The sequence below is a fragment of the Dyella japonica DSM 16301 genome (genome assembly GCF_001010355.1).
Taxonomy (GTDB): domain Bacteria; phylum Pseudomonadota; class Gammaproteobacteria; order Xanthomonadales; family Rhodanobacteraceae; genus Dyella; species Dyella japonica.
This window is the reverse complement of the sequence record NZ_JPLA01000015.1, coordinates 52,145-70,485: the sequence shown is the minus strand read 5'-3', so window position 1 is coordinate 70,485 and position 18,341 is coordinate 52,145. Positions and strand designations below refer to the sequence as shown.

Below are 18,341 nucleotides of genomic sequence, written 5' to 3'. Positions count from 1 at the left end.
AAGCCTCCGATAGAGCCGGGGCGGCTCAGACAGTAACACGCCCCATAGGAACCCGGCATTTCCAGAAGAATTTACGTTGCATGGCTTGTGACTTCAGGGACGGTCGCAAAGCTTTTCGGTCAGTGCCTGAATCCTATCCAGCTGCTCTATAACGGCATCTCTGCGCTCAGACATATCACAAGTGCTATTGGCCTCCGTCACAGTAATCCCGACTAGTCGTAAGGAGCCATCGAGGCGATGAAGCAAGTCACGCTGCATTTCGATATCACCTGAAGCCATGGCTTCATCAAGCTTGGCCACGTCCGATCGACCTACCTTTAGCATTCCCTCAAGCAAGGTTTGCACCTGTTCCTTAGAACCAAAAACGTTCATTAGATAAGACAGCTGATTACCGTGAACCTCCCCTTCAACGGGTACCGTTGTGGCCAGGCCACGAGTGATCATTTCGATCTTTCTCCGCAGCTCTTCTAGTTGAACGGGCTTCGCCAGAAAGTCATCCATGCCAGCCTGGCGACACAATTCCACCTGCTCCGGAAGTGCACTAGCGGAGAGCGCAATAATAGGGATATGGGTGTTCGTCATAGCTTCCTTACTGCGTATGCGGCGCGATAGCGCGTAGCCATCGAGTACTGGCATATGACAGTCCGTCAAGAGCAAATCGTAGTGTGACGTGACTAACGCCTCCCAGGCGCGCTGACCATCTTCGGCCATCGTGCAGGTATAACCCAACAGATTCAGCTGCCGTTCGATGACAGCGCGATTGATGGGATGGTCTTCGGCAACCAGGATTCTTGCGGACCGTGCTTCCGACTGCATGACCATACCTTCCGAGTCGTTCGAACTTCGGAGGCCAAGTGCCACACGGCATGCCTCAACCGTCGATCGCCATAACAGCGGACTACCGCACAGCATGACTTTTTCATCCTCGCGATAGAATCCACGAGGATCTGTATCAGGGAGCAGGTGAATGACTGGAATTCCCTGAATAGTGACACCCTGCGTTATAAGTCGCGTATCCGCGATATAGATGTCTGCATCATCTTTGACAAATTCAGCCACTTCTTCCGTGTCGGCCTCTATAACGCTTAAACCCATGGCAGACAATGCGTTTGCCAGCTCAAGCTCAAGCATTCCGTCGCGCGTGCAAATCAAGGCTCGCTTGCCCGCCATACCGGGAATCACACTGGCCTCCTGTAGCACTTCCAGAGGCAATTCAATTGTGGCGCGTGTACCCTGCCCCACCCTGCTATCAAGCCTCACATCACCGCCCATCTTACGAGCGAGTTGGCGACAAATGGTCAGACCAAGCCCCGTACCGCCAAAGCGGCGAGTAGTGGAAGTCTCCGCCTGAGTGAAGGGTTGGAATAGCCGATTGAGCTGATCTGGCGAGATGCCAATCCCTGTGTCAGCCACAGTGAATCGCAGGCGCTGCCCATCCTTGACCTCGTCGACCAAGCTGACTCGAAGCTTGACATGCCCAGACGCTGTGAACTTGAGCGCGTTACTAATGAGGTTATTAATGATCTGCCTAAGACGATTAGCGTCCCCTCGATATTCCGATGCAAGGCGCCAGTCCAGTACGAGATAGAGGCGAACATGTTTTTTTTGCGCCAGCGCAGCGAATGTGCCTATCGCGCTGTCCGTCAAAAGGCGCAGGTCAAACGCGACAGGCTCTAGCTCGAGCTTCTCGGCCTCGATACGCGAAAAGTCCAGGATGTCGTCCAGAATACGCAGAAGTGCCACTGCTGAATCTTGCGCCATGTCGACCATGTGCGACTGTTCGGTTGTGAGCTTCGTTTTTGATAGCAGTTCTACCAGTCCCAAGACACCTGCCATGGGCGTGCGAATCTCATGGCTCATCATGGCAAGGAATGCCCCCTTGGCAGCAACGGCAGCCTCAGCAGTTTCCTTGGCCTCCTTCAGTGCAAGCTCCTGCTCCTTCTCCACAGTGACGTCGGCGCAATACAGGCTCCAGAAATGGCCAGCCTTATCGGTGGATTTGGGTTCGCCACCCAGGACGCGAATCCATCGAATCGAACCTCTCACCCACGTACGAAATTCAACGACTGCAGGCTGGCTCAGCCGAAAGCACCGAGCGATGACCTCTTGTGCATTCACCACGTCGTCATCAATGGCTGCGTCAAGAGGTCGAGCATGCCCAGAAAGAATATCTTCGGGTGACATGCCGAACATCGACATCGTGGGTCCGCTCACGTACTCGTAAGTGTGAGCATTTTGAGAGTCAACGTATATACGGATGACAACCCCAGGAAGATTTTCATTGATGTCGACCAGTCGCTGCTCGGCCGCACGCGCCCTTGCTTCGGCATCCCTCATGCGCTTGTAGGAAACACCGATAATGATCGCTATGAATGTAACAATGGCAAGACCAAGAAGCACCCAGTCCCACGGTACACCATAGTTGTAATTTGCTCGCAGCCAGCGGCTACGTATCGCTTGCTTTTGATTGTCTCTGACGCCAGCAATGACCTCATCGATTAAGGCTGCAAGGTGCGCATTGTTACGACTGACGCCAAACGTGATGTCTTGGTCCAGCCCCGCAGGCGCCACCACTCGTAGCGTTGCCGCGTAACGGTCTCGGATCAGCGCATCGATGGCTGGCAAGGTCCCGATGTAGGCAGACACATCCCCTTTCTCGACCATCCGCAGCCCAGCGTCATTGCTGGCCACCGGCACGAGCTCAGTGCGCGGTAGCATTAACCTCAAGCTACCAATGAGGCCTGCCTCCTCACGAACGGCCACCTTTTTGCCTCGTAAATCTTCCGATCCCGCAATGGCCGGTCCGCGAAGATGCGCAACGATTACCTCCGGAAACCGCTCGTAAGGCCGGCTGAACACCATCGCTTGCGCGTCAAAATCGGCGGGCATGGCAGCGGCAACAAGATCGACCTCGTTCGCCGCAACGCGACGTTTCAGCTCGACTAGGTCGCGAGCGGGAACGAACTCAAACCGCAACCCCAGCTCTTTTCGCATCAACGAAAGATAGTCGCCAGCAAGGCCATCAAGCCGGCCGTCCTTACTGATGAAGCTGTAAGGATAGCGGTCAGTTTCGTAGCCAACCCGCAGGGTGCCGAGATGTTCGAGCCAATGACGGTCGGCGTCGGATAGGCCACGTCCGTGTGGAAGCGGCGCATTGATATCCCTATCGAGGCCCCACTGCCGCTGAAGCGCGTCAAGTTGATCCGCAGATACTGTCGCCTCGGCCTTACGCAGAATGGATACCAGCGCAGTACGATCGCGCGGAACCGCAAGCGAGATCTGCACCGTGCCAAGATCGGGAAGGCGCTGGAGGGTACTGAGGTCATCTTGTTCGCGCTCAGTAATAAGCCAGCGCGTATGTCCTGAGGGGCCAATATAGGCGTCCGCAGTTCCTTGGGCCACCATATCAAGCGCCTGTCGCCCGTCTTCAGCAAAAATCAGAGTTGCCTCGGGAAATCGATCTTTAATCGCCTTGCTGTAGTATTTCCCAACTCGCTCCACCGCAATTCGGCCGTGAGCGAGATCGTCTTCTGAAAGTATCTTCAAGTCCCCCTTGCGAGCGACCAGTACCGAGAGAGACTCTACGTATGGCGTAAGGTAGGCTAGCTGTTTACTACGACCATAGGGTTGTCCAACAAGCAGGTCGAAGGGGACCGCTTTGCCGGAATCGCCGTAGGCAATGGCATTCCAGTCCGTGAAGGAGTGAAACTGAAGTCTGAGCCCTACTCGGCCGGCTAGAAGCTTGGCGTAATCGACGCCGATGCCTTCAGGCGCCCCTGCTACCCAAGCCTCAACCGGATAATGGTTGCCGGCGAGAATACCAACATCGATCACGGGATGCGCCGCAATCCACTCCAATTCCTGCGGCGTCAGCTCTGGGCGCCCCTGAACCTGCGCACGGGCATCCAACCCGACAAGCAACAGCATCATCAGGCAAAACATGTACCTGCACGCAAGCCCCGCTAGACAAGCATCTAGCGGGCAATAGTGCGATATGACCTTGGCCAACTGACAATACCGATGTGTGTGCATCTTGCCCTCTTCAGGCTCGAAGAGTGAGATTAAGGCTCGCTGGCAACCGCACTCTATGAGAATTGTCCGAATTGCACGACACCATCTCCGAACGCTCTATTTCGAGAGCTATTCTTATGGAAGCCCTCATCCCATAACGAGTCGTTCCGTGCCATTTACTGTCTTTCTCGTTGACGACCACCCTATAGTCCGTCATTGCCTTCGTGCGGAAGTAGACTATATTGGCGCCACTGTTGTGGGCGAAGCCTCATCCGCGGACGAACTTCTAGCCTTTCTCTCCCAACACTCGTGTGACGTCCTGGTCACCGACTTCAACATGCCGGCATCAACCAGCCAGGATGGCCTGGCCATGCTGGACGCTGTCCGCCGATTGCAGCCCGATTTACCTGTCCTGGTACTCACCATGCTGGCGAATCCGGGGTTGCTGCTTGCCATCCACGATCGCGGCGTGGCGGGCCTGGTGAGTAAATCCGATGGTTTGGATGAAATACGCATGGCTTTGCTTGCTCTGGCGGCCGACGAAAAATACGTTAGCGCAAAAGTCAGAAGCCTGCTCAATGCGCTTCCTCGGCAGCCGGGTAGTACAAACACTGCCCAGCTGACAGCGCTTGAAGCCGAAATTCTTCGACTATTCATTGAGGGCATGACCGTCTCGGAAATCGCCGCACAGCGTCAACGTAGTGTGAAGACTATAAGCCACCAGAAGATTAGTGCGATGAACAAGCTAGGCCTCAAGAACGACCCAGAGCTGTACGCATTCGCCAATAAGGGCGGGCTTGCTGGCTGATCCTATCCAAGCACTACATTGAAATCGCGACCATCCTATCTGAACCGAACCCACATGTCTGGCGCCATACCCACAAAAAAACGATTCTTCGCACAAGATGCGAATCATTCAAGCGCTGCACGAGAGACCCAAGACACTGGGTGAACTTGCCCTGGAATTTCACGTCAGAAAGCCATTCCTAGAGCCATTGCTCGACCAGCTCATCAACGAAGGTATCGTCGTTTTCTTCGGTGCAAAGCGACGAAGCGGCCGTGACGCACTCTTTCGCACCTATGCGCTTGTCCTTCCTGGTCTCAAATGTGTTGGTAGAGCAGACTTATCTACGGCAAGACTTATTGCACGAAGTCTTACAAACGTGACCACTTCGACTCACGTTATCGCTGTATTTATGAACAGTCATCGTGACGTGCAAATCATCAGCGACGATCACCAGGATTACGAGATCGCCGTGGACCGACATGGTCATGATCTGGTGGGCATCTACGTTCCCGGCCCGATTCGACACACATTAATTGATCAGATTGCCATCGATATTCTTGAGCGCGCACGAGAGATTGAAATGGGCGCCACGACAATTGTCGGCGCCAAACCGTCGCACTGATTGATCCAGCCCAGACTGCCAACCACAAGTTGCATTTTTGTCAAAATTCAAACACCACCTGGGGCGTTGTTACCTCAACTCTTCCGATAGCACCAGGGACATGGAGCGCATGACTCCACTCGCGGTTGCTCGGACAAACCAGATTACGAAAGATTACGTTGTCCTGTACAACACCCACCTTTTCCACACCGCACGGGTCAGCGCGCATTTCATCGGTCTCACCTGGATGACACGTGTTGCTCTCAAAGACAAACTGATCGAGAAGACATCCCTGCCGGAGATCAAGGCAGTGCTCGGTCATGAATCGGGCCAGTGCGTACTGAAACGCAGCCTTATCCCTAGCATCCATTTTCTGCTTGCCTTCATAGCCTGCTTCTTGGTCGTGCATCGATTGCTTCGCCACGATCGCTTCCTCAATGGCATAGAAGTAAGCGAGTGACATCGCCTGCAATTCACTAAATCTACCCAGCGCGCTGCCGCCAAGCTCCCGTCGCGAAGAACCGACCGTCATCAGCACGCGAGCGGTCGCCGCATCATGCCGACCCATGCATATTTGGCGCACACCGAAGCCGCATTAGCGCCTATTTTCGGACCTCATGGAGCCGACTGCACGCATAAGAAAGACTATTCCACGAAAAGATATTGAGAAGTCCCTGGCCCGAGCTGGCTTTTCAGACCGCTCCAATAGCCATCCTTTCGCGACAGCATGCCTAATGCGGTCCAGGCCCGCAGCCGCAGGCCGTCTAAATTCAAATTCCAAGGAGTCCCATGAAAAAGCTCATCCTGGCCCTGGCGTTCACCGCCATGGTCGCGCCCCTCGCCTCCCAGGCAACGCAGAGTAACAATATCGGCTATAACTACGTACAGCTCGACTACGTGAACGTCAATCAGACCGGCCACGGCACCCTTGCTGACGGCGCGACGCTTAGGGATACTCTGATTTATTAGGCGATCACGTTGAGGCAGCTTCGCGCTAGGCTGCACCAATCACTCTAACGAGTGCTTAATCTATGGATGAGACGGAATCTCTAGCCCACCGGCGTGGTCAGCGAAGCGCTGCATCCACGGCAGCCAGCGCGTGAAGTCGCGTGGTGTCGAACAACGGTATAGCAACATCCTCAGGCTTCAGAAGCAGTCCGATTTCGGTGCACCCCAGGATGACACCGGTCGCACCACGGGCTTGAAGCGACTGTACGACGGACTGGTATTCTCTGCGCGAATCTTCGAGCACCTTACCCAGGCACAGTTCGTCGTAAATGATCTCGTGTACACGCTCGCGCCGCGCCGGGTCTGGAACCAGAACAGTCAATCCGCTCGCCTCCAGGCGCCCCCGGTAGAAGTCCTGTTCCATGGTGTAACGGGTGCCTAGTAGGCCAACGGTCGATAGCATCTCACGCTGGATGGCGGCCGCCGTTGGATCGGCGATGTGGATGAACTCGGCCGATGCCGCGTTGGATACATAGTCGGCAACCTTGTGCATAGTGTTGGTGCAAAGAATCATGATCTCGGCACCGCCGCCGACGAGTGTGGTCGCGGTGCTGGCGAGCAGCGCACCGGCATCGTCCCAGCGCCCCTCAGCCTGGCAAGCTTCGATTTCCGCAAAATCGAGCGTCGCCATCAACGATTTCGCGTTGTGCTGCCCACCAAGTCTCCGATTGACCTCTTCGTTGATCAGGCGGTAGTAAACGGCGGTGGATTCCCAGCTCATCCCCCCAATTAGCCCAATGGTTCGCACACTCTTTCTCCTTCGAAAATACACGATTCATCGGATACATCGTACGCTTGGGCCTATCGCGAATACATAGGACGTGTCCTAACGACAGTCGTCTCTGCGATGGCCAAGATGCACCATCACCCTGACCAGTTTACGCCGATGCAACAGCGCTCGTTCGCCTCGTTGAGTTTCGATGCTAAGAAGAAGCAGACTCGGCGAGAGCGATTTCTGGGAGAGATGGATCGGGTAATTCCCCCGCTTTTAACGCGAGGCAGTAGTAGAGGCTAACCGCTTTCCAGCGAGTACGTCCAGCCATGCGTCTTCATCTCGGCCATGTCATAGCCACGATACGCAGTGTCCACGCGCGTGCTGTAGTAATTTCGCGCCACCACACCGTCAACATAGAAGCCGCTGCCGTGCACTTACGTACCCGTAGCCGCAATGCCACGTCCGCTCATGCGCATGGCACTGCTGCCATCGATGGCCTTTGGCGTGATATGCGATGTACCTGTGCTGCCGTACATGCCAAGACGGAACGACGAACCATCATTACTCGTCTTCAACCACGTGCCACCGATCTAGATCCCACGATCGTTCTGGTTGAAGTCGTAACCGTAGTCACTGAAACCGCGATCTGTGCGGTACTGGTAGTTACCATCAAACATTCGAGCATAGAACTCGTCGGTGTTACCTGCCTGCAAGGCATCCCGATGCAGCTCACCCAGGCGATCGTGCAGAGCACCAACGCTGCGCATGCCATAGGCCAACATGACGCTATTGGCGCTCAGATGGGACGGCACCTGCGGTACGACGCACAGGCGCGTGTCGCAACCAGCGGAGCTGGGCGTAGATGCCGGCGGCACATCAGACGAAGGATTCGGCACGGGGTCGGGAGTTGGCGTCGACGTGGAACCGCTGGCGTTCTGCAAACGGTAATCCCAGAAGCCATTACCTACTCTCACGATCGGCAACTCATGACACTACCACCATGGTCGTTCACGTAGCCCGGTGAAAGGCGGCCCAAACGACAGGCCGACGGTAGCTACACGCCACGGGCATATCCGTCAGGTTTCAGCGCGATCCGTGTGCGGCTCGTGCCCTGTTTGACGCTGAAACTAATCAACATGAAAGCTGATTCAGATAGGCATGTATTTGTGCCGCGCATTCTTTGCGCAAACCACCGGCACGAGCCTTGAATGTACTCAGCAGCGCTTCTCGAACGAGCGCGTGTCGCCACCCTTTGAGCGCAAGCCCATGCCGGATGACACCCAGGGCATAAACCCGCTGCCCATCCGTCATCTCCTCAAAACCATCCGCCAACGCTTTGCCCACCATGGCGTACACCATGGAGAGCGGCGGATTGAAATCCCATCGTTCGTGTGTGCGGCGCTCGGCGTGGCGCAGCGCAGGAATGAGCGCTAGTGCCTCGATGAAATCATCGTTAACCATACAAGATGTCATGGCACGGAAGGGTCCATAGAGATAGGGACCATGGAGCATCGCCATACCGACCACTCGGATGAATCAGGGATGTTCCCTATGAAATATAGGGTTGCCGCTACAGAACGCGATCTGCGAACAGGTTGGCGTTTCGCCCGATCGGCTCATGGGTTGCTGTGGCGGTCACACGGAAGCAGCAGCGATGTCGGGCATCTACAGGGGTATCAACGCGAATTGCATGAAACGTTTGTTTTGTGAAACCCCTGATCGTGCACGTACCCTATCGGTGGTGGTGTGAAGCGCGTTGTGTTAGTTCACAGGAGTTCGTGCATGTATAATCACTTCTTTCGCAAACTGAAGGGTACGTACTTGGGGCGGGGTAATTGCGCCGCACAATTGGAGTAAAGCTGGCCAATCTGGCGTGTGGTGCGATTGACCTGCAGCTGCGTTTGCACTCGCACTGCTTCGAGTTGCTTGATTTCGTTGCGCAACGCATTGTCGTAATCGATCAGGCGCTGTCTCTGAGCCGCATTGCGCCGAATGTTTTCGCGCAAGCGCTCCGCGCGCGCCTCGGACTCTGCGGCCATGCGCGTCAGCTGCACTTGTCTTGCGTCCAACTGTATTCGACGTACGTCGGCTCGGGTGTGAATGTTGACCTTCGCAATGAGCTCCTCGAAGGCCTTTTCAGCAACTTCGTAGTCGGAGGACTTCAGTGCGCGCCACAGCAAGGCATCCAAGTAAACCGACGCGTAGAACTTGAGGTCAAGCGGATGCATTGATAGCCGCACTGTGTGGCGGAAGCTGCGAAATTGACGCAGCTCAGTGAGGGCGTTTTCGCTATCGAGTCGTTCCACTTCTGCCACGTCGGCAACTTTGATGAGGTCATCATCGACGTCATGAAGTAGCCAGGTCGACGCGCTAAAGGATTCGGTAGCATCTTCCTCGACAAGGAGGACTCCTCCATCCGACGGCTCAGAGTGATAGGTGCTAGCCTTTACCTCGGCGATGGGGGCGCCGGAAAGGTCGGTTGTCGTTGTTTCGCTCAAGGCCCGCTCCAGGCAGGTTCTGGGGGAATTTTGCCAGGGATTCACGCGTTAGCCCGTGAGTCCAAACCGCGCACCGCTTGAGTTGGACAAACCATGGGGCGGCAGCAAGCTCCGCACACGAAGGATAGAAGTTGGACGAGGCGGGGGAAATCGGACAATTCTTGGAATGTCGACCTGTGTGTGCCGTTGTTGAGGACGCTGACGAGGATCGCTGGCCATGACGTGGTATCGCCTCGTTCTTTTTGTTGGCAGCGCCAAAGGCTGCTCTGCCGTGATTGGGTAGGGGCGACTAGCACCACACAAAGGACATCGTTTCATGACCAGATCCTCTCAGACTTGGTCCGGCTTGCTTAGGAACTACCCTCAATTTTGAGTCCAAAGACCTGCCCCCCCCCTCGATCTACTCATCATCCAGCCGCCTTACCTTGATCAAGGCGGTTCGCGCCTTTATCGATCCCACATTGACCACTTCTCCGCGCACTCCTACGGCATGGGGAAATGAGTCGGCACGACCTTCGGGGGCCGGATCTTAACGTGCGCTGCCCGACGGCCCTGGGCGAGTGATCGTTGGCTGTATGTGTGTTCACTAGATCGACCGTAGCTAGGAGTGCGCGCTTCATGTGAAGTACATACAGCTCACTCTGAGGCCTTCGGGCTACCTCACAGATCAACGAAAAAGCCCCCCCCGGTCGTCGTGTTACGACGACGACCGGGGGCTTAGGTGGCTGGAGCTCCCATGAGAACCACGGGTCGCCCCGCACGGCGGACATTTATCGCCAAACGACGCTTCAATCTCGCCATGCCACCTTGAGGTTACCCAAGATGGGACACGGAGCCCAGACGATTAGGTCCTTCCCATCAAAGGCCGAGAAAGTGCGTAGCTCCTCTGCACTTTCGACGGTGACCGATGTCCCCTGCTGAGCGGCGCGCAGCTTTCCATCGAACAGGAGCCATACCATCCCGCGGTCCACGGCTAGACGAAAATGCGCCGCTCCACCTCGAAGAAGGAGCCGTTGGCCTTCTTCTCCTTGACTTCCCCGTCAGACAGCCGCTCTATCGCGCCGCCGTTGGCGCCGACCGCGATGAGGTCCAGAAAGCGGCCTCCATTTCTCAAAATCATGCACGTGCCTCATTTTTGTAGGCCGTCACAAATAAGGTCCGTATATGGACTCCTCCCCTTTGCCAAGCATCTCTTAGCTCTGGCGTTCGTGTCGACTGCACACGTAAATCCGGCCTCTAAACGCTGCACCGTCAGGCGGTGCCGGGCCACGATGAGCTAGTCGCGCGTCGGCTCCCTATCGCTCTGGCGTGCTCGCGGGCACACGGACCTTTCGGGGTTTTCCGACGCCGGTTCGACCGGTTCGCCATCACTCAGAGAGCCTCGCAATCGTGATGGGATTTACTCGGTGGTTCGCTCAGGCGGCCGCCAGCGCCGGTTGGTAGTTCGTACCATGGCGAAGCATGGCCCAGGCCATGCGCGCCGTCTTGTTGGCCATGGCCACACAGGCCACGTTGGGATGCGATCGCGACGCCAGCCGGGTCACCCATCGACTCAGCGGATCGTCGTGTCGCGGTGCAGTTCGCAACATGGCCCGGGCGCCATGGACTAGCAGTGACCGAACGTAGGCGTCGCCGCGCTTGCTAATGCCCAGCAAGCGGTCCTTGTCGCCTGAGCTGCATTGCCGCGGTGTAAGGCCAAGCGATGCGGCCATCTGTCGACCGTTGGCAAACTGCCTGGCATCGCCCACACAGGCCACCAAGGCCGTGGCGACCACGGGGCCGACGCCTCGCAACTGCTGCAACCGACGCGCATCAGGATCAGCCTTGGCTGCCTCGTTGATTTGGCCGTCCAATTCCATGATGCGCTCGTCAGCCGAGCGTAGATCTCGCCACAGACCTTCGAGCAAGTATCGGAAGCTCGCACTTAGACCGTTGTCGGCATCCTCCAGCCAGCTCGGGATGCCGAAGACGCGGAGGAGTCCATCTCATTGCTCTAGGTCGGAAGCGGACCTTTCGGAAAGTAGCCGGTAGCACCTGACAACGGCAAGTCGGCCGTCCCGGATCAACACCAACGGGGTCCTCAGCGCTCGCCGGAATCGACGTTGAGCCTGACAGGAATCCGCACTGTACACATATTGAGTGCCATACACGCCATGTCATACCTCGCAGAGCTACTTCACCCCGGCCTTACGAAACCATCCTTCAACGGTCGCCTTTGGATCGCCCCCCGTAAGCGGTTCGCCAGCATCCTTCGCCGCATCGAGAACCTCGGGGAGCATCTGATCGATAGCGCGAGATCGCGATAGATGGGGGTACTCTTGCCGCCGCCGGAACGCCAATGCTTTCACCGGATCGAGTCTCGCCCACCGATTGCGTACGGAATTTCGTGCACCTTGACTGACAAGGTAACTCTTGTAGTTGATGTCATTGGCTTGGAGGTAAAAAACACCCATGACTTCGGCAGCAACCATGGCATGCCATGCCCCGATCTGAAAAAAACCCGGAGTATCCATACGACTGATCGCCGTCACGGCGTGACCGAGCGCCAGCGCCAAACAAATGTGCGCAGGGGTTGCCGTGGATTCTCGAATCAGACTGACACCCCCGTACTCATCGGCTCTCTCGACCATCCGGTCATATGCCGCCGAAAGGCGCATGCACGTCGGCGGCAAAAATTCGATGGCGGAACGCTTCCTGACCTCACCCATCGAAAACGGCCGGCCGTCCCTATCTACGAGCACGTCCTTTTGAACCATGTCGAACAACGCAAACTCGGCCAGCTGCAAGGTCCCCCGGACATCCTCACCGGAACACCCGGCAAGCCCTTCTCTTGCGAACGCAATGATCTTGGCTACGGCCCCATGGAATAGATACCTGTGATCTTCCGTGCAAGGAAAGGCCATGAGGTCAAGGTCGTCAGGAATGCCCCGAGTAAAAAAAGCCTCTACGTCAGTCACCGTCAACTTCTTCTCCTATCCCGCTCACCACGAATGCCTAAGCCTCTATAACGGCAGGTGTGGCCCAATCTCAATCAAAGCCATTCCAATCGCCAGTAGCCGAGTCACTTGACCACCTTGACCAAGACTTCTACCGCTGCAGCCTTGTGCTCAGGCGCCAGATGCGCGTAGCGCAAGGTCATCTTGATGTCACCGTGCCCCAATAGCTCGCGTACCGTATTGAGGTCGACACCCGCCATGACCAGCTTGCTGGCGAACGTGTGCCGTAGATCATGGAATCGAAAGTCCGACACCTTGGCCTTCTCAGTCAGGTTCGCCCACGACTTTGTCACGGACGTCAGATGGAACAGCCCCCCGTCCGGCTGCTGCTTCCATTGCTTCAGGACCGTCAACGCTTCGCTGTTGAGCGGGACGTGCCTCGCTTTACCCGACTTCGCGTAGCCTGCACGCACTGTCAGGAGCTTCTTCTTCAGATCGATGTCGGCCCACGTGAGCTGCGTGATCTCGCCTCGGCGCAGCCCCGTGTTGAGGGCGAGCAGAGTCATCGGCATCAAATGATCAACGTATCCGGCTAGTGGCGGCAACGGTTCTAGACCACGCACAACGCGCCATTGGTTGTTCGAGGCGCGCCGGACTTTGAAACGCTGCTCCCGAGTATCGAGTGCCTTGCGAAGGGCCTTTTCCTCTTTTGGCGACAGATAGCGGACCCGATCTTCGATATCCCTCTTGATCCGCTTCATGCCGAGTAACGGATTGGCGGGTAGCAAGTTCCACTCCACCGCTTTAGAGAGTGCTGCCTTCAGGCGGTCGAGGTCGCGATTCACGGTGGACGGATGACGACCGGCCTTGAGTCGATTGGCCTTGAACTTGTCGAATACGGCACGTCCGATTGAACCCAAGGGTTCGCTGTATAGATAACCGAACTGCGCATGAAGGCAATCGACTGTGGCCTTCCCCGCCTTGGCCGTAGCTTCCAGGTGCGGCTTGTATAGCGCCATGAAGTCTCCGAAGGTCTCCACGACAGCATCGGGCTTCGTCGCCTTGATTACGGCCAACGGGGCTCCATGCTCGGCCACCTCACCCAGTTCGCGGCGCGCCGTGTCTCGCGCTCCATCCAGGGTCATAACGGGGTAATTCCCGATGATCCGCTCCTGTCCACGCCCCCAGGTCACTGCCCAGGCTCGAGTACCGGAGGGACTGATCCGCAACACCAGACCGGGGACGGCCGCATCCCGCAAGCGGTACAGTTTGCCTTTGGGCTTGGCACCATTGATGACTTTGAGCGTCAGTACTTCGCGAGTGATTTTTGGCACGGCCTTCCTTTGTCCTGCAAACGTCCTGCAAACGTCCTGCAAAAAGAAGCATATCGCGAAATGTCGCAAAATATTACCATTCTTTAATTCAATGACTTACGTGATAAGTCATTGAACAAAAAAGCCTTAGAATTACGTTCGGGACGTAGAAGTCGCATGTTCGAATCATGTCACCCCGACCAAAATTCGATAAAAAAGCCGGCCTAGTGCCGGCTTTTTTATTGCCCTCTCGACGTGGAGCGCGCAGTCGCCCGCATCCGCCCAGGCCAAGCTCAGGATTGCAGCGCGAGCTTGGTGAGGCGATCGAGTTCTTCCTCGTCGAAACCTGCTTCCAACCGCGCAGGCCGATTGAACGGGCCACGCAGGGTGGCACCCATGTAATCGCGCAGCAGGTCGAGGAAAGTCTCGCGCGGCTCCAGCCCGTCGCGTTCGCAGCAGTGGCGGAACCAGCGCGTGCCGGCCGCTACGTGAGCCACTTCCTCGCGCAGGATCACTTCGAGGATGGCCACGGTGCGCTCGTCGCCCACCGAGCGCAGGCGCTCGATCATGCCCGGCGTCACGTCCAGGCCGCGCGCCTCCAGCACGCGTGGCACCAAGGCCATGCGCGCGGTGTCGTGATGGGCGGTTTTCTCGGCCATTTCCCACAGGCCGTTGTGCGCGTCGAAGTCGCCGTAGGCGTGGCCCAGTTCGGCCAGCCGGCCTGACAACATGGCGAAGTGGCGCGCCTCGTCGTGCGCACAGCTGGCCCAGTCGCGGTAGTAATCCAGCGGCTTGCCGCGAAAGCGGTAGACGGCATCCCAGGCGAGGTTGATCGCGTTGAATTCGATGTGCGCTACGGCGTGTACCAGCGCAGCGCGGCCCTCATTGGAACCGAGGCCGCGATGCGGCACCTGTCGCTGCGGTACCAGACGGGGCAACTCGGGGCGGCCTGGCGCGCCGATCGGCTCGGGTGCGGGCGATGCGTCATCGGGGCGCAGTTCGCCGGCGAGGAACGCTTCCCAGGCGGCGTGCGTGAGGCGCAGCTTCTCCGCGGGGTCAGTGGCGTCGAGGCAGCGCTTGGCGGCAGCGTGGAGGTCGGCGGTCATGGGCGGAACACGCTGGCGGATGGGTTGTGGGAGCGCACCCTGTGCGCGACTGCGACATGTAGCGTCGAGGCAGTCGCGCACAGGGTGCGCTCCCACAGGTGGTTGCGGCCGATCTTAGGCGCTGCGGCGAGCCGCCTTGGCGTCGTCCGAGCGCAGCATTTCGATCTGCTGCAGGTACTGCTTGTCCAGGCCGGTGACGTATTCGCCAGAGAAGCACGACGTGTCGAAGTGCTTGAGGTTCTCGTTGCCATCCTGCACTGCCCACACCAGGTCCTTGAGGTCCTGGTAGATCAGCCAGTCGGCGCCGAGCACCTTCTCCACTTCCTTCTCTGAATGTCCGGACGCCACCAGCTCGGACGCGGCCGGCATGTCGATGCCGTATACGTTCGGGTAGCGCACCGGCGGTGCGGCCGAGGCGAAGTACACGTTGCGGGCACCGGCTTCGCGGGCCATCTGGATGATCTGGCGCGAGGTGGTGCCGCGCACGATGGAGTCGTCCACCAGCAGCACGTTCTTCTTGCGGAATTCCAGCTCGACCGGATTGAGCTTGCGGCGCACGGATTTCACGCGCTCGCCCTGCCCCGGCATGATGAAGGTGCGGCCGATATAGCGATTCTTGACGAAGCCCTCGCGGAACGGCACGCCCAGCGCCTCAGCCAGCGCGGAGGCGGCGGTGCGCGCGGTGTCGGGAATCGGGATCACCGCTTCGATGCCATGGTCCGGACGCTCGCGCAGGATCTTCTCCGCCAGCTTCTGGCCCATGCGCAGGCGCGCCTTGTAGACCGACACGTTCTCGATCATCGAGTCCGGACGGGCGAGATACACGTATTCGAAGATGCACGGCGCATGCGTGGCGCCCTCGGAGCAATGGCGCGCATGCAGCTGGCCGTCGTCGGTGATGATCACGGCTTCGCCCGGGTCCAGGTCGCGCAGACGCTTGAAGCCCAGGATGTCCAGCGCGACCGACTCGGACGCCACGGCGTATTCGCGGCCTTCCGGCGTCACGCGCTCGCCGAGCACCAGCGGACGGATGCCGTTGGGATCGCGGAACGCCAGCAGGCCGTAGCCCAGCACCAGCGCGATGCACGCGTAACCGCCCGCGGCGCGCTGATGCACGCCGGCCACGGCCTTGAAGATGTGGTCGGGCGTGAGCGCCATGCGATCCTGGATCTGCAGCTCGTGCGCCAGCACGTTGAGCAGCACTTCGGAATCGGAATCGGTGTTGATGTGGCGGCGGTCGTCTTCGAACATCTCGCGACGCAGCTGTTCGGTGTTGACCAGGTTGCCGTTGTGCGCGAACGCGATGCCGTAAGGCGAGTTCACGTAGAACGGCTGCGCCTCGGCGGAGCCTTCGGAACCGGCCGTGGGATAGCGGCAATGACCGATGCCGATGCGGCCGCGCAGGCCGCTCATCGAGGTCTGGTTGAACACGTCGCGCACCAGGCCGTTGCCCTTGTGCAGGCGCAGGCGCGCGCCGTCCACCGTGGCGATGCCGGCGGCGTCCTGGCCACGGTGCTGCAACACGGTCAAACCGTCATAGAGTGACGCGGCGACCTCACTGGTGCCGACGATGCCGATGATTCCGCACATGGTTGAAAGCCTGTATTAGAAAGTCGTTGCCGGGGCGGCCGTGGTTGCGGTCGCAGGATGGGTTTCATGTCCAGTCGCTGGCGAAGCGCCTGGCATGCCCGCTGGCAAGGCGGGTAAATGGTCCAGCAGAGGCTGCGGATTGAGATAGTGACGGACGTTGTCCGGCACGCGCTCACCCAGCCACGCAGCCATTCCCTTGAACTGCGGCAATAACACCGAATCGTGCCACCACGGATCGCGCGTGAACGCGGTAAACCCGAGCAGGAACACCGCCAGCGTCACCAGCAGCACGCCGCGCACGAAACCAAACACCATGCCCAGCAGGCGATCGGTGCCGGACAGTCCGGTACCTTCCACCAGCTTGCTCACCAGGAAGCGCAGCAGCGCACCCACGATCAGCACCACGATGAAGCAAAGGCCGTAGCCGACCAGGATCCGCGCCGACGGCAGCTGGATACTGTGTTCGAAATACGCCGCCACGCTGGGCCCATAGGTCCAGGCCACCCAGAACGCCACGATCCAGATGGCCAGCGCCAACACCTCGGAAATGAGGCCGCGCCACAGGCCAATCAAGACCGAGACGCCCAGTACGGCAAGAATGATGTAGTCGGCCCAATTCACCGGGTCACCTTACCGTCGCTGGTTCAGGTTGAAGTTCACGGAGCGGTGACGACGTTGCCGTCCACGCCCAGCTTGCTCTTGATCTGGTCACGGACGCGCACCGCGTCGGCACGCTGCGTCTGCGGACCCGCACGCACGCGCCACAGCTGCTTGCCGTTGGCATTGACCGTATCCACGTAACCGTCGAAACCATTGGCGCGCAGCTTGTCGCGCAGCGCATTGGCATCGTTCTGGCTGCCCATGGCGGCCACCTGCACGGCCCAGGCGCCGGGACGCGAAGCCGGCGCAGCAGCCGTACTGCCTGCCGGTGCGGCCGGCTTGGCGACCGGCGCATCGTCCTGGGCCGGCGTCGAGGCGCTGCCTTCGAGGCGAGCCGGGGCACCCGGGATGGTCTGGGTGATCTTCAGGCGTGCCGCTTCGGCGGCGGCGCGGGATTCGAACGGACCCGCCGTCACCATCGTCAGCTGCTTGCCGCCCTGGTTGATGGCGCGACCCGAGGCCGGGTAACCCAAACCGCGCACGCGCTGGATCAGGCTCTGCGCGCTGGCGCTGGACGCATAGGCGCTGAGATTGAGCGAATAGGCACCATGCGCCGCGGTCGCCGGCGGCATGGCCGGTTCCTGTTGAGCGGGGATGGCTGCCGACGTCGTGGCCTTGCCGGCCGTGCTGGTGGCCGAACCCGTCACACCGGCGGCCTTGCCCTGCACCGGGATCACCGGCTGGGAGGCGCTGGAGCCCGGACGCGTCACCGTGGTGGGTTCAGGCTTCTGGCCGGCGGTGGGATCGGTTTCCACGTCCTTGGGACGGTTGGAGCCAATGTTTACGGTGGCCAGCTGGTCGGACGAGCCCACCGGGGTGGCCGTGGCCGCCGGTGCCGGCACGACCGGCTTGGGCGCCGCAGCCGCGGTGGACGCCGGAGCCGCGCCAGGCGTGAGGCTCATGGTCTTGGTCTGCAGGTCACGATCGGGTGCCGGCGGGATCGCCAGGCTCACCGATTCGTCGCCACTGGTCGTCGGCGGGTTGCTGGAGATGAACATCGGCACAAACAGCACAGCCAGCGCGATGAGAACGGCAGCTCCCAGCAGACGTGTTTTCAAGACGGGCTCCAAGCGGGCGGGGATGCGAGAACGGGGCGATTATAGCCGGGCCAGCTGC

19 protein-coding genes and 1 pseudogene are annotated in these 18,341 nt (G+C 58.8%); 5 read left to right on the top strand and 15 right to left on the bottom strand.

The genetic code is table 11. The features are described from left to right. Window positions 1–93: 93 nt before the first annotated feature. On the bottom strand, window positions 94–3,930 hold the full coding sequence (locus tag Y882_RS06765; RefSeq protein WP_162207398.1) for an ATP-binding protein: 3,837 nt from the start codon (window positions 3,928–3,930) through the stop codon (window positions 94–96). A gap of 250 nt (window positions 3,931–4,180) precedes the next feature. Here Y882_RS06765 and Y882_RS06760 point away from each other — a divergent pair, with 250 nt between their 5' ends. The 4 genes from Y882_RS06760 to Y882_RS06745 all read left to right on the top strand — a co-directional run bounded on the left by Y882_RS06760 (window position 4,181) and on the right by Y882_RS06745 (window position 6,368). Then, window positions 4,181–4,819, top strand: a complete 639-nt coding sequence (locus tag Y882_RS06760; RefSeq protein ID WP_046971140.1) for a response regulator — start codon at window positions 4,181–4,183, stop codon at window positions 4,817–4,819. A 97-nt stretch (window positions 4,820–4,916) separates the two neighbouring features. After that, window positions 4,917–5,420 carry a hypothetical protein gene (locus tag Y882_RS06755; RefSeq protein ID WP_046971139.1) on the top strand — a complete coding sequence of 168 codons (504 nt, stop codon included), beginning with the start codon at window positions 4,917–4,919 and terminating at the stop codon, window positions 5,418–5,420. 100 nt (window positions 5,421–5,520) lie between these two features. Beyond that, the gene (locus Y882_RS20940; RefSeq protein WP_082120974.1) at window positions 5,521–5,859 is read left to right on the top strand and encodes a M48 family metalloprotease; all 339 of its coding nucleotides are present in this window, start codon (window positions 5,521–5,523) and stop codon (window positions 5,857–5,859) included. 329 nt (window positions 5,860–6,188) lie between these two features. Continuing rightward, window positions 6,189–6,368 (top strand): hypothetical protein, encoded by a 180-nt coding sequence (locus tag Y882_RS06745; RefSeq protein ID WP_046971137.1) that lies wholly within the window; start codon window positions 6,189–6,191, stop codon window positions 6,366–6,368. A 97-nt stretch (window positions 6,369–6,465) separates the two neighbouring features. Here the strand turns inward: Y882_RS06745 and Y882_RS06740 are convergent, their stop codons facing one another. Further along, complete coding sequence (locus Y882_RS06740) at window positions 6,466–7,155, bottom strand: aspartate/glutamate racemase family protein (protein WP_046971136.1); 690 nt, start codon at window positions 7,153–7,155, stop codon at window positions 6,466–6,468. Between the two features lie 138 nt (window positions 7,156–7,293). On the opposite strand from Y882_RS06740, the pseudogene Y882_RS19970 reads away from it, so the two are divergent. Continuing rightward, a pseudogene (locus Y882_RS19970) lies at window positions 7,294–7,389 on the top strand (IS5/IS1182 family transposase); the annotation flags it as partial. Window positions 7,390–7,418: 29 nt separating this feature from the next. Here the strand turns inward: Y882_RS19970 and Y882_RS19965 are convergent. The 13 genes from Y882_RS19965 to Y882_RS06690 form a co-directional block, all read right to left on the bottom strand. Further along, window positions 7,419–7,556, bottom strand: a complete 138-nt coding sequence (locus Y882_RS19965) for an autotransporter outer membrane beta-barrel domain-containing protein (protein ID WP_156171348.1) — start codon at window positions 7,554–7,556, stop codon at window positions 7,419–7,421. Beyond that, on the bottom strand, window positions 7,557–7,697 hold the full coding sequence (locus Y882_RS19960) for a hypothetical protein (RefSeq protein ID WP_156171347.1): 141 nt from the start codon (window positions 7,695–7,697) through the stop codon (window positions 7,557–7,559). A gap of 15 nt (window positions 7,698–7,712) precedes the next feature. Further along, entirely contained in the window at window positions 7,713–8,096 is a 384-nt protein-coding gene (locus Y882_RS19955) for a hypothetical protein (RefSeq protein ID WP_156171346.1), read from the bottom strand. A 157-nt stretch (window positions 8,097–8,253) separates the two neighbouring features. Then, window positions 8,254–8,640, bottom strand: a complete 387-nt coding sequence (locus Y882_RS06730) for a hypothetical protein (RefSeq protein ID WP_156171345.1) — start codon at window positions 8,638–8,640, stop codon at window positions 8,254–8,256. Between the two features lie 272 nt (window positions 8,641–8,912). Then, the gene (locus tag Y882_RS06725) at window positions 8,913–9,620 is read right to left on the bottom strand and encodes a DUF2968 domain-containing protein (protein ID WP_052949748.1); all 708 of its coding nucleotides are present in this window, start codon (window positions 9,618–9,620) and stop codon (window positions 8,913–8,915) included. Between the two features lie 973 nt (window positions 9,621–10,593). Then, entirely contained in the window at window positions 10,594–10,740 is a 147-nt protein-coding gene (locus Y882_RS19950; RefSeq protein WP_156171344.1) for a hypothetical protein, read from the bottom strand. Window positions 10,741–11,035: 295 nt separating this feature from the next. Next, window positions 11,036–11,569, bottom strand: a complete 534-nt coding sequence (locus Y882_RS06720; RefSeq protein WP_280136519.1) for an IS110 family RNA-guided transposase — start codon at window positions 11,567–11,569, stop codon at window positions 11,036–11,038. A 222-nt stretch (window positions 11,570–11,791) separates the two neighbouring features. Continuing rightward, entirely contained in the window at window positions 11,792–12,583 is a 792-nt protein-coding gene (locus Y882_RS06715) for a hypothetical protein (protein WP_046971133.1), read from the bottom strand. Window positions 12,584–12,681: 98 nt separating this feature from the next. Next, the gene (locus tag Y882_RS06710; RefSeq protein ID WP_046971132.1) at window positions 12,682–13,890 is read right to left on the bottom strand and encodes a site-specific integrase; all 1,209 of its coding nucleotides are present in this window, start codon (window positions 13,888–13,890) and stop codon (window positions 12,682–12,684) included. Window positions 13,891–14,162: 272 nt separating this feature from the next. Next, the gene (locus tag Y882_RS06705) at window positions 14,163–14,975 is read right to left on the bottom strand and encodes a ferritin-like domain-containing protein (RefSeq protein WP_046971131.1); all 813 of its coding nucleotides are present in this window, start codon (window positions 14,973–14,975) and stop codon (window positions 14,163–14,165) included. Between the two features lie 114 nt (window positions 14,976–15,089). Beyond that, window positions 15,090–16,565: an amidophosphoribosyltransferase gene (gene purF, locus Y882_RS06700; RefSeq protein ID WP_046971130.1), complete on the bottom strand. Its 1,476-nt coding sequence runs from the start codon at window positions 16,563–16,565 to the stop codon at window positions 15,090–15,092. A 15-nt stretch (window positions 16,566–16,580) separates the two neighbouring features. Further along, window positions 16,581–17,186, bottom strand: a complete 606-nt coding sequence (locus tag Y882_RS06695) for a CvpA family protein (protein WP_046971129.1) — start codon at window positions 17,184–17,186, stop codon at window positions 16,581–16,583. Window positions 17,187–17,221: 35 nt separating this feature from the next. Further along, window positions 17,222–18,283 carry an SPOR domain-containing protein gene (locus tag Y882_RS06690; RefSeq protein ID WP_046971128.1) on the bottom strand — a complete coding sequence of 354 codons (1,062 nt, stop codon included), beginning with the start codon at window positions 18,281–18,283 and terminating at the stop codon, window positions 17,222–17,224. Window positions 18,284–18,341 lie beyond the last annotated feature (58 nt).

Coding starts and splice junctions, on each gene's coding strand:
- purF (WP_046971130.1), bottom strand. CDS start 16,565: ATGTGCGGAATCATCGGCATCGTCGGCACCAGTGAGGTCGCCGCGTCA.
- Y882_RS20940 (WP_082120974.1), top strand. CDS start 5,521: ATGGAGCGCATGACTCCACTCGCGGTTGCTCGGACAAACCAGATTACG.
- Y882_RS06765 (WP_162207398.1), bottom strand. CDS start 3,930: ATGATGCTGTTGCTTGTCGGGTTGGATGCCCGTGCGCAGGTTCAGGGG.
- Y882_RS19950 (WP_156171344.1), bottom strand. CDS start 10,740: ATGATTTTGAGAAATGGAGGCCGCTTTCTGGACCTCATCGCGGTCGGC.
- Y882_RS06755 (WP_046971139.1), top strand. CDS start 4,917: ATGCGAATCATTCAAGCGCTGCACGAGAGACCCAAGACACTGGGTGAA.
- Y882_RS06730 (WP_156171345.1), bottom strand. CDS start 8,640: ATGGCGATGCTCCATGGTCCCTATCTCTATGGACCCTTCCGTGCCATG.
- Y882_RS06705 (WP_046971131.1), bottom strand. CDS start 14,975: ATGACCGCCGACCTCCACGCTGCCGCCAAGCGCTGCCTCGACGCCACT.
- Y882_RS06745 (WP_046971137.1), top strand. CDS start 6,189: ATGAAAAAGCTCATCCTGGCCCTGGCGTTCACCGCCATGGTCGCGCCC.